Origin of the sequence: Maritalea myrionectae, from assembly GCF_003433515.1 — a bacterium.
In the GTDB taxonomy this organism is placed as follows: Bacteria; Pseudomonadota; Alphaproteobacteria; order Rhizobiales; family Devosiaceae; genus Maritalea; species Maritalea myrionectae.
This window is the reverse complement of the sequence record NZ_CP021330.1, coordinates 3,179,207-3,193,341: the sequence shown is the minus strand read 5'-3', so window position 1 is coordinate 3,193,341 and position 14,135 is coordinate 3,179,207. Positions and strand designations below refer to the sequence as shown.

At 54.3% G+C, this 14,135-nt stretch carries 14 protein-coding genes; 8 read left to right on the top strand and 6 right to left on the bottom strand.

Annotated elements, in window-relative coordinates; genetic code table 11:
- The first annotated feature begins 75 nt into the window (after positions 1-75).
- The 4 genes from MXMO3_RS16040 (at position 76) to MXMO3_RS16025 (ending at position 3,691) form a co-directional block, all read left to right on the top strand.
- Positions 76-519, top strand: a complete 444-nt coding sequence (locus MXMO3_RS16040) for an RbsD/FucU family protein (RefSeq protein WP_117396530.1) — start codon at positions 76-78, stop codon at positions 517-519.
- A gap of 99 nt (positions 520-618) precedes the next feature.
- Positions 619-1,548 (top strand): transketolase, encoded by a 930-nt coding sequence (locus MXMO3_RS16035; protein ID WP_027834070.1) that lies wholly within the window; start codon positions 619-621, stop codon positions 1,546-1,548.
- An 11-nt stretch (positions 1,549-1,559) separates the two neighbouring features.
- On the top strand, positions 1,560-2,564 hold the full coding sequence (locus MXMO3_RS16030) for a transketolase family protein (RefSeq protein WP_027834069.1): 1,005 nt from the start codon (positions 1,560-1,562) through the stop codon (positions 2,562-2,564).
- Positions 2,565-2,566: 2 nt separating this feature from the next.
- A complete protein-coding gene (locus MXMO3_RS16025) occupies positions 2,567-3,691 on the top strand; it encodes a RuBisCO large subunit C-terminal-like domain-containing protein (RefSeq protein WP_117396529.1) in 1,125 nt (374 codons plus the stop codon).
- 62 nt (positions 3,692-3,753) lie between these two features.
- On the opposite strand, the gene MXMO3_RS16020 is transcribed toward MXMO3_RS16025, so the two are convergent.
- The 3 genes from MXMO3_RS16020 to MXMO3_RS16010 are packed head-to-tail and all read right to left on the bottom strand — an operon-like array spanning position 3,754 to position 6,445.
- Complete coding sequence (locus MXMO3_RS16020) at positions 3,754-4,689, bottom strand: carbon-nitrogen hydrolase family protein (RefSeq protein ID WP_117396528.1); 936 nt, start codon at positions 4,687-4,689, stop codon at positions 3,754-3,756.
- A complete protein-coding gene (locus MXMO3_RS16015; RefSeq protein WP_117396527.1) occupies positions 4,686-5,270 on the bottom strand; it encodes a flavin reductase in 585 nt (194 codons plus the stop codon). The genes MXMO3_RS16020 and MXMO3_RS16015 overlap by 4 nt, the downstream gene beginning before the upstream one ends.
- A 23-nt stretch (positions 5,271-5,293) precedes the next feature.
- The gene (locus MXMO3_RS16010) at positions 5,294-6,445 is read right to left on the bottom strand and encodes an acyl-CoA dehydrogenase family protein (RefSeq protein ID WP_117396526.1); all 1,152 of its coding nucleotides are present in this window, start codon (positions 6,443-6,445) and stop codon (positions 5,294-5,296) included.
- A gap of 143 nt (positions 6,446-6,588) precedes the next feature.
- Here MXMO3_RS16010 and MXMO3_RS16005 point away from each other — a divergent pair, with 143 nt between their 5' ends.
- Positions 6,589-7,278 carry a winged helix-turn-helix transcriptional regulator gene (locus MXMO3_RS16005; protein WP_117396525.1) on the top strand — a complete coding sequence of 230 codons (690 nt, stop codon included), beginning with the start codon at positions 6,589-6,591 and terminating at the stop codon, positions 7,276-7,278.
- A 66-nt stretch (positions 7,279-7,344) separates the two neighbouring features.
- Here the strand turns inward: MXMO3_RS16005 and betA are convergent, their stop codons facing one another.
- From betA to betI, 3 genes are read right to left on the bottom strand one after another with little or no spacing between them, the layout of a single operon-like run.
- A complete protein-coding gene (betA, locus tag MXMO3_RS16000) occupies positions 7,345-9,003 on the bottom strand; it encodes a choline dehydrogenase (protein WP_117396524.1) in 1,659 nt (552 codons plus the stop codon).
- 10 nt (positions 9,004-9,013) lie between these two features.
- Positions 9,014-10,468: a betaine-aldehyde dehydrogenase gene (betB, locus tag MXMO3_RS15995; protein ID WP_117396523.1), complete on the bottom strand. Its 1,455-nt coding sequence runs from the start codon at positions 10,466-10,468 to the stop codon at positions 9,014-9,016.
- A gap of 7 nt (positions 10,469-10,475) precedes the next feature.
- Positions 10,476-11,153 carry a transcriptional regulator BetI gene (gene betI, locus MXMO3_RS15990; RefSeq protein ID WP_117396873.1) on the bottom strand — a complete coding sequence of 226 codons (678 nt, stop codon included), beginning with the start codon at positions 11,151-11,153 and terminating at the stop codon, positions 10,476-10,478.
- A gap of 107 nt (positions 11,154-11,260) precedes the next feature.
- Here betI and choX point away from each other — a divergent pair, with 107 nt between their 5' ends.
- The 3 genes from choX to choV all read left to right on the top strand — a co-directional run bounded on the left by choX (position 11,261) and on the right by choV (position 14,124).
- Positions 11,261-12,184, top strand: a complete 924-nt coding sequence (gene choX, locus MXMO3_RS15985) for a choline ABC transporter substrate-binding protein (protein ID WP_117396522.1) — start codon at positions 11,261-11,263, stop codon at positions 12,182-12,184.
- A gap of 84 nt (positions 12,185-12,268) precedes the next feature.
- Positions 12,269-13,105 carry a choline ABC transporter permease subunit gene (choW, locus tag MXMO3_RS15980; protein ID WP_027834061.1) on the top strand — a complete coding sequence of 279 codons (837 nt, stop codon included), beginning with the start codon at positions 12,269-12,271 and terminating at the stop codon, positions 13,103-13,105.
- A complete protein-coding gene (choV, locus tag MXMO3_RS15975) occupies positions 13,102-14,124 on the top strand; it encodes a choline ABC transporter ATP-binding protein (RefSeq protein WP_027834060.1) in 1,023 nt (340 codons plus the stop codon). The genes choW and choV overlap by 4 nt, the downstream gene beginning before the upstream one ends.
- The last annotated feature ends 11 nt before the right edge of the window (positions 14,125-14,135 follow it).

Here is a 14,135-nt window from a genome sequence, read left to right as displayed (position 1 = left end):
AAAGACGCAACCCTTTGAACTTGGGGCGATCAACTGGGCAAAACCCAAGATCGCCCCTTTTTTGTGGAGGAGCAAATGCTCAAAGGACTAGACCCCAAACTATCCGCCCATCTCGTCTATGTGATGATGCAAATGGGCCATGGCGACGAGATCGCTATTGTGGATGCAAACTTTCCTGCTCATTCGACAGCGCTTGAAACAGCAACCGGCGAAATTGTGGACCTGCCCGGCATGGATGCCCCTGCTTTGATCAGCGCCATGACCAAGCATTTCCCGCTTGAAGAATTTTACGATTTTTGCGCATGGCGCATGGAAATCGACAATGCACCCGACGAAATGGGTGAGGTACATCAAATGGTCTTTGATGTGCTGGAAAAGGCCAAGCCAGCGCCTGCAAATCTCGGCTCACTTGAGCGTCAAACATTCTACCAACGCGCCAAAAATTGCTTTGCTGTGGTGCGTGTGGGTGAAATGCGCCCATTTGGGTGCTTTATCTTGCGCAAAGGCGTGATTTTTTAGCAGTTCAGCGCGCCTGCATGCTTTATTTATCAAATGTTATGTGTTACTGACATTAGTAATAATTAAAGAATCCACGCCACACTTTTGATGGGGGAACGGGTGAAAAACCAAAAGACGACAGAAGAGATCGCGTTGGGCATACGCCGCCGCGTTTTTGAACACTCGATGCGCAACAATGGTGGCTATCTCAGCCAAGCCTGTTCAGCCGCTGAGCAATTGGCATGGCTTTACAACGAAGCGTTGAATTTGGGCGAGCCAACCATGCCGATGATCCCGCCGCCATTTGGCGGTGTGCCCGCGCCGGGCAATGACGACTATGTCACCGGTGCTGGCTACAACGGGCCGTTTGAACCCCAATATGACCGACTGTTCATTGCCCCAGCTCACTACGCGCTGGTGGCTTATGCCACCTTGATCGAGACAGGGCGCATGGCGGCAGAGGGGCTTGAAATGTTCAATAAGGACGGCTCTTCAGTTGAAATGATTGGCGCGGAACACTCTCCCGGCATGGAAGTGCACAATGGCACGCTCGGCATCGGCCTTTCCACGGGCGCTGGCCTTGCATATGGCCGTCGCTTGCGCGGCGAACCTGGCGAAGTCTGCGTGTTCATGTCCGACGGTGAAGTGCAAGAAGGACAGACCTGGGAAGCCATTCAGGCCTGCGCACACCATGGTATCGACAATGTGTGGGCGATCATGGATGTGAATGATCAGCAGTGCGATGGCGCCATGTCCTCAGTTATGGAAGTACGCGATATCGCCACCAAGATGCGCGCCTTTGGCGCAACCGTGGTGGAAATTGACGCCCATGATTTGGATGCGATGCGGCAAGCCAAAAAAGAGCCACATGAGGGGCAGCCCTTGATAATTCTGGCGCATTCATCCCCCACACACGGCATGTCATTTTTGCAAAAACGATTCCCGCGCTTGCACTATGTGCGCTTTAAATCAGAACAAGAGCGTGACGAGATGAACGTCTCCATCGCAAAAGAACTGGGCATTGATCCGGTTCAATTCGACACGCATTAGGGAAGATCAAAATGGTTGAAATGGTAACGCGCCCTTATGCGGGTGCATTTGAAAAATACGCACTGGCCAACAAAGATGTGTTGTGCATGTCAGCGGATTTGACCTCATCTTGCGAGATTGACGGCTTCCGCGATCGGCACCCCGAGCAATTCATGTCGATGGGCATGGCTGAACAGAACATGATGAGCTTTGCGGGCGGTTTGGGCCTTGCAGGGTTCCGGCCCTTCATTCACACATTTGGGGTGTTCACCTATCGTCGCCCCTATGACCAATTGATGGCCTCGATCGCTTATCCGCGCCGTAAAGTGCGGATCATGGGCTTTTTGCCGGGCGTCACCACGCCGGGTGGCATGACCCACCAAGCCATTGAAGACATTGCGATCATGCGCGCCATGCCAAATATGTCGATCTTGGAAACAGGCGATGCCACGGAGGTTGAAAGCCTTTGTGAAGCTGCAGATTCCATTGATGGTCCGGTTTATTGTCGCGTGTTGCGCGGCTCGGTGCCGCGTCTGTTCGATACCCCGATCAAAGTGGGCGAAATGCGCGAACTCTCCCAAGGCGATGACGTGTTGGTGGTGACAGCGGGCATCACAACAGAAGAAGCTTTGCGCGCAAAGGCGGCTTTGGCAGGCGCAGGCGTATCGATCCGGCATTTGCACCTCAACACCATCAAGCCGTTTGATTCAAAACGTCTGCTTGACCATTTGCAATCAGTCAAACATGGGGTGATCACCCTCGAAAACCATGTAATCAATGGTGGTATCGGTTCGCTTGTGGCAGAAACGATCGCCGAAGCTGGCATTGAGAAAAAGCTGGTGCGTTTGGGCCTTCAAGACACATATGCCCATGGGGGTTCACGCCCCTATTTGATGCGCTATTACGGTCTGGATGCTCTGGCCCTAGTGCGTGGCATTGAAGGGCTGATGAACATTGAAACCAATATCGACGCAGACGATTTGGACACAGTGCGGGTAGATGCGGTGCATTCAAGCGCCAAGGCGGAGGCCCTTTAATCATGGACCGCTTGCACGTTACCTATCAAATCGAAGCGCAAAGCAATGATGAGGCGCTGGAGCGCGCCCATAATATTGCACTGGAGCAGACCGTTGAGATCCCGCGGGACGTGGTGCCTCAAGGATTTATCGAGGACGAGATTTTAGGTAAAGTTGAAAGCTGTGGCCAATCCCATGAGGGTCAGTTCGAGGCTGTGCTCTCCTATAGCCCTGAAAGCGTTGGCACAGAGCTAACGCAGCTTTTCAACGTCATCTTTGGCAATTCTTCAATCCAAAAAGGCCTGCAGGTAACGCATATTGATTTGGGCTCCACGCTGGGCAAACAATTTCCCGGTGCGCGATTTGGTATTGAAGGTGTGCGCAAACGTGCGGATACCCCAAAGGGCGGGTTGATTTCTCCAGTGCTGAAGCCTCAGGGTTCAAGTGCCGACGAATTGGCCGAAATCGCCTATTTGTGCGCAGTGGCTGGCGCCAATATTGTCAAAGAAGATCATGGGTTGGTGAACCAGCCCGCAGCGCCGTTCAAAGAGCGGGTGGAAAAAATCTCTAAGGCGGTGGCGCGGGCCAATCAAGAGACCGGTCAAAGCTGCCTCTACTTGCCCAACATTGGCGGCCATTTCGCGACATTGATCGAAGATGCCCATTTTGCCAAACAGGCGGGTGCGGGAGGCATTTTGCTCATGCCCGGCCTATTGGGTTTTGACATCGTCAATCACTTCTCGCGCGACACGGCATTCGACTTGCCGATCATGACACACCCCAGCTTTTTGGGGCCATATGTTTTGTCCAATGATACGGGTTTCACTCACGCCATGATGTTTGGCGTGTTGCAGCGCTTGGCTGGTTCGGACATTTCTGTCTTCCCCAATGTAGGCGGTCGTTTCGGCTTTTCTGTTGAAGAGTGCAAATCAATCGCAAATGCATGCCGTGCAGCGGACGGCATCGGGAAGCCAATGTTCCCCAGCCCGGGCGGCGGCATGTCAAAAGACCGGGCTGGCGATATGCTCAGCATGTATGGTGACGATGTGGTTTATCTTTTGGGCGGAAGTCTGCTGCGCTATGGCGATAAGATCGGTGAAGGCATCAAAGACATGCGCGCCGCACTTGAGGCAGCGCGTCATTCGTAAAAGCGACTGAAACCGGCGGCACTGAGACGCAGTTTTGGTGAACAAAACCGCCGGTTTGATGGTCATTTAAACGAAACTGGTCGCTTATGTGTTCGGTCAACCGACAGCGAGAAAATGTCTGGTCGCGCATAGTGACCACTCGCATCAAACTTCCGGCGTGAAGCTTTGGCCGCCGCCACATCAATTTCGGCAACAAGCAATCCCTTTTCCCGATGCATCGGCCCGGCAGCAACCCCACCGAACGGCTGGTAGACAACCGCATCGCCGGGATTTACCCATTCATCTTTTTTCGGAAACAAGATGTCATAGTGGGGAATGTCGGTTGGGATGTCAGACGCCTCAAGCGCCGTTGCGCACCCAATGACCCAACAGCCACCCTCGCGGGCAATGTGTTGCATTGTGGCGAGCCATGTGTCGCCACTGTCCCATGTTGGCGCCACATAGATGTCGATGTTTTGCGCATAAAGTGCGTATCGCGCCAGCGGCATGTAGCTTTCCCAACATAAAAGCGCACCGATGCGACCAACAGCGGTATCCACCACATTAAGTCCGGCCCCATCACCAAAACCCCAAATCATTCGTTCAGGATTGGTCGGCATGAGTTTTCGATGATTGTTGGCAATTGTGCCATCCGCATCGATCGTGATGCAGGAGTTGAACAGGGTCGAACCTGAAACTGCGCCGTCAACTTCCTGATACCCCGCAACGATGACCATTTCATGCTCCGCCGCCGCTTCTTGCAAGGGGGCCATGCCGTTTTTGCTCAGATCGATGGAATTGGCTTGAAGTTGGGCAAATAAATCGTCGGTCTTGCCCATATCCGCCCCGGGCGACAGGCGCCAACAAAAGGTTGGGTAGCCCGGAAACCACGCTTCTGGAAAAACGAGCAGTTTGGCGCCGTCTTTAGCTGCCTTTTCAACAAGGCCAATGGCGCGTTCCATGCTGGCTGCAAGATTTAGATAAACAGGTGGTTCCTGCACAATCGCAATTTTAGTCATGCGCTTTCTCCATTTGATTTGAGAATTTGTACGGTGTGGTAATGCCGCTGATGATAAACAAGAGGAGCCTTCCTTTGGTCCTTGCCAATCTTTATCGCTCGGGCCGTACCAAAGATCACCGAATGGGTGCCAACCTCGCGAATGCCAGTTATGTCGCAATCAATTGCGGCGATTGCATTGGCCACAATCGGCGCTCGATCCATGTCCGAAATAGCGCCACAACGGATAAAGCGCTCCGCCATTCCGACCCGACCAAAGCCTGCAAACATTTCGGCAATGTCTTGCTGGTCAGCAGCCAGCATGTTGATGCAAAATGTCCCATTTGCCTTCACAAAACCGTTCATGCGATGCGCCCGATTTAGGCAAACCAAAACGGTTGGCGGTGTATCCGACACCGAACACACTGCTGATGCTGTGACGCCGCATTGCCCCGCTGGACCATCGGTAGTGATCACGTTCACTGCCGCAGCCAGCCGCGATAAAGCATTTCGGAATGCAGCCGCATCAACTGAAGATAGTGGGTGAGGGGCCACCGCGCCTCCTGCATTCAATCGTTCGCTGGCTTTGGCATTTTGTCCCATGGTTTTAGCTCCCAAAACCTGTGCTAGTAGATTTCCGCAATCGGGTGCCCGAGCGCCATGGCGCCAGCATATTCGGCCTGCACCTCTTTCTGGAGCGGATGATAGCGGGCGGCCTGAATATCGCGGAATCGCCGTTCCAATTCAGTCCGGCGATAAAAGCTCGCACCACCGGCTAGTTCCATCGCCAGTTCGACGGTCCGGATGGTGTTTTCCTCCACCAAACGGCGGCCGATCATCACATCATTGACTGTATTGGCAGATGGGGCATTGCGCTCAGCCGCCTCAATCATAAAATTATGCGCCAGCCGTGCGGCAACCAGCGCATTCTCCATTCTGCCTGCAATTGCTTGCGCGCGATGAGAGATCGGCTTCATGCCAGCAATGTCAATCGCGATGTCACGTGCGCTTTGCGCCACGCCCAAATACACCGCATAAATCAGTGGGAACGCAATGGTCGCAATCATCTGGAATGCCGGGTGCCACTCACCTGCTTTGCGCTGAAGTGGAATTTTGTCGTCCGCGATAAATAGTCCATCAATTTGCACATCGTGCGAACCGGTTCCGCGCATACCCATTGTGTGCCACGTATCCAAAACAGTGACCTCTGGCGCGGCCATAGGGGCCCCGAAATGCAGGACCGTCTTTTCGCCGTTCTCCTCAAAAATGGCGCTGGTCATCAGAATGTCGCCTGCAGGTGCCCCGGATGAAAACACCTTGCGTGCAGTGATCTTATATCCGCCGTCCACCCGATCCGCTTTGCCAGAGCCGCCGATCCAGTCGGAACCGCCTGAGCTCAACAGCACCAGTTTTTCTGCCGCAATTCGACGCAAAAGGGGCTCCACCATCGGACGCGCTGGCTCTTGATGATGCCAGCGCCACGCGGGGATCGCCACCTGATGCGTATGCATGGCCAGTGCCAGACCCGTTGAGCCGCAGGCCGCCGATATAATGCTCAAGACCTCGCAAAGGGTGCGTACACTTGCGCCTTGACCACCTAACTCCGCAGGCACCGCAGCACATATCAGCCCGGCGCTTTTCAACTCGGCATAATTTTCGGCAACGAACTTGTCATTGTTGTCATGCTCTTGTGCTTTGCCGGAAAAAGATTCAGCCAGTGTTTTGGCCGTCGCATTGAAGTCGATAGCCGTTTTTGATCTATCCATAACTTGTGCCATGTCCTGTTCTCCCTCGTATTGTGAATGTGCAAACAGGTTCCTCCCAATAGCCGCGCGGCGATAGTCCAGAAACTGTACTGGACCAACGTCACAATTCGGCCTAGGCTAGAATGACTAAATTCCGGACCCGAAAGGGGGCTCTTATGCGCGGCAGTTACGGTCAGTTTTGTCCAATCTCGATGGCTTCTGAAATCCTTTGCGCGCGCTGGACGCCGCTTCTAATCCGGGAATTTTTATGTGGCAGCACGCGGTTCAACGACCTTCGGCGTGGCGTGCCGCGAATGTCACCATCATTATTGTCCAAGCGGCTGGGTGAGCTTGAAACAGTGGGTGTTATTCGATCGTTCAAAAACAAACAAGGCACGCAAGAATATCGCCTCACCAAAGCTGGTGAAGACCTCCGGCCCCTTATTATGGGGATCGGGACATGGGGGCAAAGATGGGTGGAGACAGAGGTTTCCCTCAATAATCTCGATCCCGAATTGCTGATATGGGACATGCATCGTTGCCTGAATATCGCGCCGCTTCCCGCGCGGCGCGTTTGCCTGCAGTTCGTCTTTAGCAATTTGCCAAAGGCGAGACAGAATTACTGGCTGCTGGCCGACCCCCAGTCCGGCGTAGAGGCCTGCTATGCAGACCCCGGCTACGACGTTGACCTGTTTTCTGAATCCACTTTGCGCACAATGACCGCGATTTGGATGGGGCTGGACACGGTTGAAAGGGCCATAGATGAAGGCAGGCTCGAGTTGAGTGGCGAACGTGAAGTGATCACCTGCATGCAAGAGTGGCTCGGCCTAAGCCCATTCGCACATGAAAAGCGAATGGTTGATTAGCGAAGGACTGTCAGCTTCGGTTTCCGGCCGAACCATTTGTGAATGGAGTGCCGGGCGGCCCCAAAATTATCGTTGGCTTTCTTCCCAGTTAGGTGCGATCCAAGGTCCAACATTTTCTCTTGGTAAGGGGGCTTTGCCAAGAATATGGTCAGCCGCTTTTTCCCCGGTCATAATCGAAGGTGCGTTGAGATTGCCGTTTGTGATGCGCGGGAAAATCGAGCTGTCTGCGACGCGCAGGCCATCTACCCCGATGACGCGACATTCAGGGTCGACAACGGCCATCGGGTCGCTGGCCTTGCCCATACGGCACGTCCCACACGGATGGTATGCGCTTTCCGCGTGATCTCGAATGAAATCATCGAGTTCGGCGTCCGTCTGAACGTCCGCTCCGGGCTGAATTTCGTGGCCGCGATAGGGTGCAAAAGCATCTTGCGCAAAAATCTCGCGAGTCAGCCGAATGCAAATGCGGAAATCCTCCCAATCCTCAGGGTGGGACATGTAGTTAAATTTGATCTTCGGCGCATCTGACGGATCATTCGACGTCAGAGAAACGCTGCCGCGCGACTTGGACCGCATTGGCCCCACATGCGCTTGAAATCCATGACCTTCTGCTGCCGCTTGCCCGTCATAACGCACAGCAATCGGCAAAAAGTGATATTGAATATCCGGATAATCCACGCCCGGCTTGGAGCGGATAAAAGCCGCGCTTTCAAATTGGTTAGAGGCGCCAACACCTTTGCGCGTGAACAACCATTGCGCCCCAACCCAGGCTTTGCCGAGCAAATTCCAATATTTGAACAGGGACACCGGCTTGGTGGCGGCTTGCTGAATATAAAGCTCAAGGTGATCTTGCAGATTTTGTCCAACGCCTTGGCGATCTGCCACCAATTCAATGCCATGTTCTTGCAGATGTGCCGCGGGACCAATGCCAGACAACATCAACAATTTCGGCGAATTGATCGACGAGGCTGAAACGATCACTTCTTCCGTCGCGTGGATGGTCTCAATCTTGCCTTTGCGCTCAATTTCAACGCCAGTGGCGCGACCGTCTTCAATAACAATTTTACGGGCAAGTCCGCGCACAACGGTAACGTTGCCAGACGCAATGGCGGGTTTGAGGTAGGCTTTATAAGCCGACCAGCGCTCGCCATTATGGATCGTCGCGTCGTAAGGCCCAAAACCCTCTTGCTGTTCGCCGTTATAATCATCAGTTGTCTGATAGCCAGCTTGCGCGCCCGCTTCCACAAAAGCCTTCACCAACGGATTGTCGCGCTTGCCACGGGAGACATGTAATGGACCATCCTTACCGCGCCACGAAGGATCGCCCCCATGGCCGCCATCATCCCAGCTTTCCATTCGCTTATAGTAAGGCAACACATCGGCATAGGCCCATCCCTGCGCGCCCATATCGGCCCAATTGTCAAAGTCACGCGCGTGCCCGCGCACATAGACCATGCCGTTGATCGAGGACGAACCGCCGAGCACTTTGCCGCGTGGTGTGACCAGCCGACGGCCGCCCAGATGCGGTTCTGGCTCGCTTTCATATCCCCAGTCATATTGCTTCATATTCATGGGATAGGATAACGCGCCGGGCATCTGGATAAACGGCCCTGCGTCGGTGCCGCCATATTCCACGACAATGACTTTTTTGCCCGCTTCGGCGAGACGATACGCAATGGCACAGCCCGCGGAGCCAGCACCGATGATCACATATTCTGCGTGCACTACAATTTCCTTAAAACGGGGCTTCGACGTCGTTCATGCCGACATAGACGGTTTTGAGCTGGCTATAATGCTCAATCGCGGCTTTCGAGTTCTCACGGCCAACGCCAGACGCTTTCATGCCCCCAAACGGCGCTTCAACTGGGGTGAGATTATAGGTGTTGATATAACATGTACCCGCCTCAAACGCTGCCGCAACGCGGTGGGCGCGGGTTAAATCTGAAGTGAAAACGCCTGCGGCAAGGCCGAATTCAGTGGCGTTTGCACGGTTGATTGCTTCTTGCTCATCGCTAAAGCGCAACACCGACATCACAGGACCAAATATCTCTTCTCGGGCAATGGTCATCTCGTCAGTCACATCGGCAAATAGGGTGGGTTCGATATAGAAACCGTCGCCGTCGATCATTTTGCCGCCTTTGACCAGACGGGCGCCTTCGTCCTGACCAATGCGGATATAGTTTGTAACAATGTCACGCTGGCGGGCAGACACCATGGGGCCGATCGTCGTGGTCTCATCCATCGGGTCGCCAATAATTGCATTGTCCATCCGCGCGGCAACGCGGGCAATGAATTTCTCGTAAAGCGCGTCCTGTACGAAGACCCGTGTGCCGTTGGAACAAATCTGTCCGGTTGAATAAAAATTGCCGTTGATTGCAGCCGCAACGGCGTTTTCCAAATGCGCATCATCAAACACAACAATGGGCGATTTGCCACCCAATTCCATGGTGACATGACGAATGCCATCAGCGGCCGCCGCATAGACCTTACGTCCCGTGGGCACAGAGCCGGTAAGCGACACCTTGTCGACCCGCGGATCGGTTATAAGCGAATGGCCGACGCTGCCCGCACCTTGCACAACATTAAACAGCCCTGCTGGCGCTCCTGCCTCATGCAAAATTTCGGCAAGTTTTAGCGCCGTCAAGGGCGTCATTTCTGATGGTTTGAACACCATCGCATTGCCGCAAGCAAGGGCGGGTGCCGCTTTCCAGCTGGCGATCTGGATCGGGTAGTTCCATGCACCAATGCCCACACAAACCCCCAAGGGTTCACGCCGTGTATAGACAAAATCGCCGCCTGCAACGGGGATGTGCTCGCCCGTCAATGTGCCGGCAAGCCCGCCGAAATATTCGAGCGCATCTGCGCCTGAAGCCGGGTCTGCGATCAACGTCTCTGATAGAGGTTTGCCTGTATCTTTGGTCTCGATTTCAGAAAGCTCACGGTTGCGCGCCCGCATAATATCCGCCGCCCGGCGCAACACGCGGCCACGCTCAGTGCCCGACAAGGCCGTCCATTCTTTTTGCGCAGCCTTTGCGCTGTCCAATGCCGCGTCCACAATGGCGGCCGTCGCAATGTGCAGCGTGGCAATCACCTCGCCGGTATGCGGATAGATTACATCAAACGGTTCGCCGTCTGTGTCGTCTACATATTGGCCATTGATGAAGTGACTGGCTTGGGGGCGGTAACTCATGGTCAATTTACTCCTGTGGGCCAACGAGAATGGCTGTTGGGTCCGGGTCGACCTGTTCGGTCGAGATCACGTCATTTTCTGAAATTTCGGTGCATTCGGCTGCGATGGCACGCATCACATGTTGCGAGCCCTCCGCGCCGTCCAGCTGATGAGTTTCGGCGTCGATCACATTGATGGATCTGGTGTCGAGCGCGTAGCGCAAATAAAGACCATCAATCAAACCCGCAATGCGCCGCGCCACGTCTGGCGCACGCACTCCAATCTTGGGGCGCAGGGCATCCACAAGGTTTGAGTGCAAACGGCGTTGATAAACATAAAGCAACCGCCGGGCGGGTTCAGAACGCAGCGACAGGGCATAGAAATTCACCCAAGCCGAAATGGCCTCGCGGCGAAAGCTGGTCATGCCAAAGCTGGCTTCGGCGATGGCTTCCAACCGCTCATCGGCAGTCTTCTTCCCGCGAAGAGCTTGGCGCACATCATTTCCATATTCGCTCAGGATTGAGCGCATGGCGGCCAAGAACAATCCTTCCTTGTCCTGGAAATAGTGAAAGGCCAGCCCCGGCGAAACGCCAGCACTTTTCGCGATCTGACTGGTGGTCACATTCAACGTGCCAGTGGAGCCGATTTCATTGATGGTGGCGGCGATGAGTTCCTGGCGGCGTTCAGCTTCCGATTTGCGGGCCATAAAGGTCATTCCAGAGTTGAAGGTTGCATTTCTCGCATAATATATTATTAATTGACTCGTCAATCAATAACTCATGCACCTATGATGTGAAAAAAAGAGGGATCCCAATGAAGCGTACACTTACTGCTGTAATTCTCACGCTGAGCGCAACATCTGCGCTGGCCAACAGTTGCGAAACAGTCACCTTCTCTGATGTGGGCTGGACTGACATCACCGCCACCACAGCGGCCACAACCACCGTGCTTGAAGCCATGGGCTATGACACCACAACCCGTGTTTTGTCTGTGCCTGTGACCTATGTGTCGCTTGAAGAAGGCGATGTGGATGTGTTCTTGGGCAACTGGATGCCCACCATGGAAGCCGACATCGCGCCTTATCGCGAAAAAGGTACTGTGGACACTGTGCGCGCCAACTTGCAGGGCGCGAAATACACATTGGCAACGAACGCCGCTGGCGCAGAACTTGGCATTAAAGATTTTGGCTCTATCGCTGAACATGCCGATGCGCTTGATGAAACCATTTACGGCATTGAGCCGGGCAATGACGGCAACCGCTTGATCCTCGATATGATCGCGGAAAATGCGTTTGGTCTGAAAGACTTTGACGTAAAAGAAAGCTCCGAGCAGGGGATGCTGTCGCAAGTAGCCCGCTTGACCAAAAAAGACGAACCAATCGTATTTCTGGGCTGGGCACCACACCCTATGAACGCCAATTTTGAGCTGACCTACCTTGCCGGTGGCGATGACTGGTTCGGCGAGAACTACGGCGGCGCAACGGTTTATACCAACACCCGGGCTGGCTATGTCGAAGAATGCCCGAACGTTGGCAAGCTGCTGCAAAACCTAGAGTTTTCCCTTGAAATGGAAAACGAAATCATGGGCGCGATCCTCAATGATGGTGAAGAAGCAAGCGACGCCGCAAAAGCGTGGTTGGCTGCAAACCCATCCGTGCTCGACGGCTGGTTGGCTGGTGTCACCACGCAAGATGGTGGCGAAGCGTTGCCTGCTGTGAAATCAGCGCTCGGCCTATAATCTTAGGCTATAAATTGCGGCCCTGCGCCTTTGTGCAGGGCCGTATTAAGTCTCGCATGTAGACGACGAAGGGGGAAACAGGTCGTGGATTGGCTGACGTCTTACAAAATTCCAGTGGGGAAAGTCGCGAGTGCGATTTTCGAATGGATTCGGGATCATGCGGAGGGCGCGCTTGATCTGCTGTCCCTTGTACTCGAAGCCATGATCGATGGGTTTCTTTGGATTCTTCAGACACCACATCCGCTCTTGGTGATCGCTGCATTCGTTGCGTTCACCTGGCTCATGCAACGCAATTGGAAAACCTGTTTGCTTGTGGCTCTCGGTTTCCTTTTTATTTTCAACCAGGGCTATTGGGAAGAAACGACTGAAAGCCTCACGCTGGTGCTTTCCGCCTGTATCGTGTGCATGTCGGTTGGCGTGCCAATTGGGATTGCCGCCGCCCACAGACCGCGCCTTTACGCCATGATGCGCCCTGTGCTCGACCTGATGCAGACCCTGCCGACCTTTGTTTATCTCATTCCCGCGATTGTGTTTTTCGGCATCGGCATGGTGCCCGGCTTGATTGCGACAGTAATCTTCGTGCTCCCCGCGCCAATTCGTCTGACCCAGTTGGGCATTTCCTCCACGCCAAGTCGCTTGACGGAGGCCGTGCGCGCATTTGGTGGAACAGACCGCGATGTGCTGATCAAAGCTGAACTGCCTTATGCACTTCCGCAGATTATGGCGGGGTTGAACCAAACCATTATGCTGGCACTGTCCATGGTGGTGATTGCCGCCCTCGTGGGTGCTGATGGTCTGGGTGTGCCGGTCGTGCGCGCCTTGAACCAGGTGAATACAGCCCTAGGCTTTGAAAGCGGTATTGTCATTGTTGTGGTCGCTATCTTGCTGGATCGCATGCTAAACAGAGGGTCGGAACAATGAGTGTAGCTGTTAAGATCGAAAATGTGTCCATCGTCTTCGGTGATGCGCCGGAAAGTGCGCTCCCCTTTATGGATGAAGGGCTAGACCGCACCACGGTTCAGGAAAAAACCAATCAGGTCCTGGGCGTTCATGATTGCTCCGTTGATGTGAACGAAGGTGAAATTCTGGTGCTGATGGGGCTGTCCGGCTCGGGCAAATCAACGCTTTTACGCGCAGTCAACGGCCTTAACCCCGTCGTGCGCGGCGCTGTGCATGTAGACGAGGGCAATGGCGAAGGTCTGATGAATGTGACCGAAGCGGCGCAGGTGGACCTTCGCCGCATTCGCCGCGAACGCGTGGCGATGGTCTTCCAGCAATTCGGCCTCCTGCCTTGGCGTAGTGTCGCTGAAAATGTGGGATTGGGTCTGGAATTGGGCGGCATGTCCAAAGCCAAACGTCGTGAAGTCGTGCTCGAACAACTTGGACTGGTGGGTTTGTCCGAATGGGCAGATAACAAGGTCAGCGAACTATCGGGCGGCATGCAACAACGGGTTGGCCTCGCCCGCGCTTTTGCAACCAAAGCACCTATCCTGCTGATGGACGAACCGTTCTCGGCGCTTGATCCGCTTATCCGCACAAAATTGCAGGACGAGCTTTTGGAACTGCAAAAACGGCTGAAACGCACCATCATTTTCGTGAGCCACGATTTGGATGAAGCCTTCAAGCTGGGCAACCGTATCGCCATTATGGAAGGCGGCCGCATTGTGCAATGTGATACGCCGAACGGCATCGCCAACAACCCGGTCAGCGATTATGTGGAAGAATTTGTCGCCCACTCCAACCCGCTCACCTTTTTGCGGGCAAAAGACGTGATGACCGATGCCGACATCAGCGGCGACTTACACGTTGATGAAGACACGCCAGTGATGGAATTCGCCGCCGAATTGACCGCGAGCAAGGCATCCGTTGTGGTCACCAAAAATGGTGCACCGGTCGGCATGGTCACATCGGACTCGCTGTTGCAAAGGCTGGTTACCTAGCCACAGATCTA

Bases quoted from the DNA above. Each gene is read 5' to 3' on its own strand.
- MXMO3_RS16040 (WP_117396530.1), top strand. From the start codon at position 76: ATGCTCAAAGGACTAGACCCCAAACTATCCGCCCATCTCGTCTATGTG.
- MXMO3_RS16030 (WP_027834069.1), top strand. From the start codon at position 1,560: ATGGTTGAAATGGTAACGCGCCCTTATGCGGGTGCATTTGAAAAATAC.
- MXMO3_RS16025 (WP_117396529.1), top strand. From the start codon at position 2,567: ATGGACCGCTTGCACGTTACCTATCAAATCGAAGCGCAAAGCAATGAT.
- MXMO3_RS16020 (WP_117396528.1), bottom strand. From the start codon at position 4,689: ATGACTAAAATTGCGATTGTGCAGGAACCACCTGTTTATCTAAATCTT.
- MXMO3_RS16015 (WP_117396527.1), bottom strand. From the start codon at position 5,270: ATGGGACAAAATGCCAAAGCCAGCGAACGATTGAATGCAGGAGGCGCG.
- MXMO3_RS16010 (WP_117396526.1), bottom strand. From the start codon at position 6,445: ATGGCACAAGTTATGGATAGATCAAAAACGGCTATCGACTTCAATGCG.
- MXMO3_RS16005 (WP_117396525.1), top strand. From the start codon at position 6,589: ATGCGCGGCAGTTACGGTCAGTTTTGTCCAATCTCGATGGCTTCTGAA.
- betB (WP_117396523.1), bottom strand. From the start codon at position 10,468: ATGAGTTACCGCCCCCAAGCCAGTCACTTCATCAATGGCCAATATGTA.
- betI (WP_117396873.1), bottom strand. From the start codon at position 11,153: ATGGCCCGCAAATCGGAAGCTGAACGCCGCCAGGAACTCATCGCCGCC.
- choX (WP_117396522.1), top strand. From the start codon at position 11,261: ATGAAGCGTACACTTACTGCTGTAATTCTCACGCTGAGCGCAACATCT.
- choV (WP_027834060.1), top strand. From the start codon at position 13,102: ATGAGTGTAGCTGTTAAGATCGAAAATGTGTCCATCGTCTTCGGTGAT.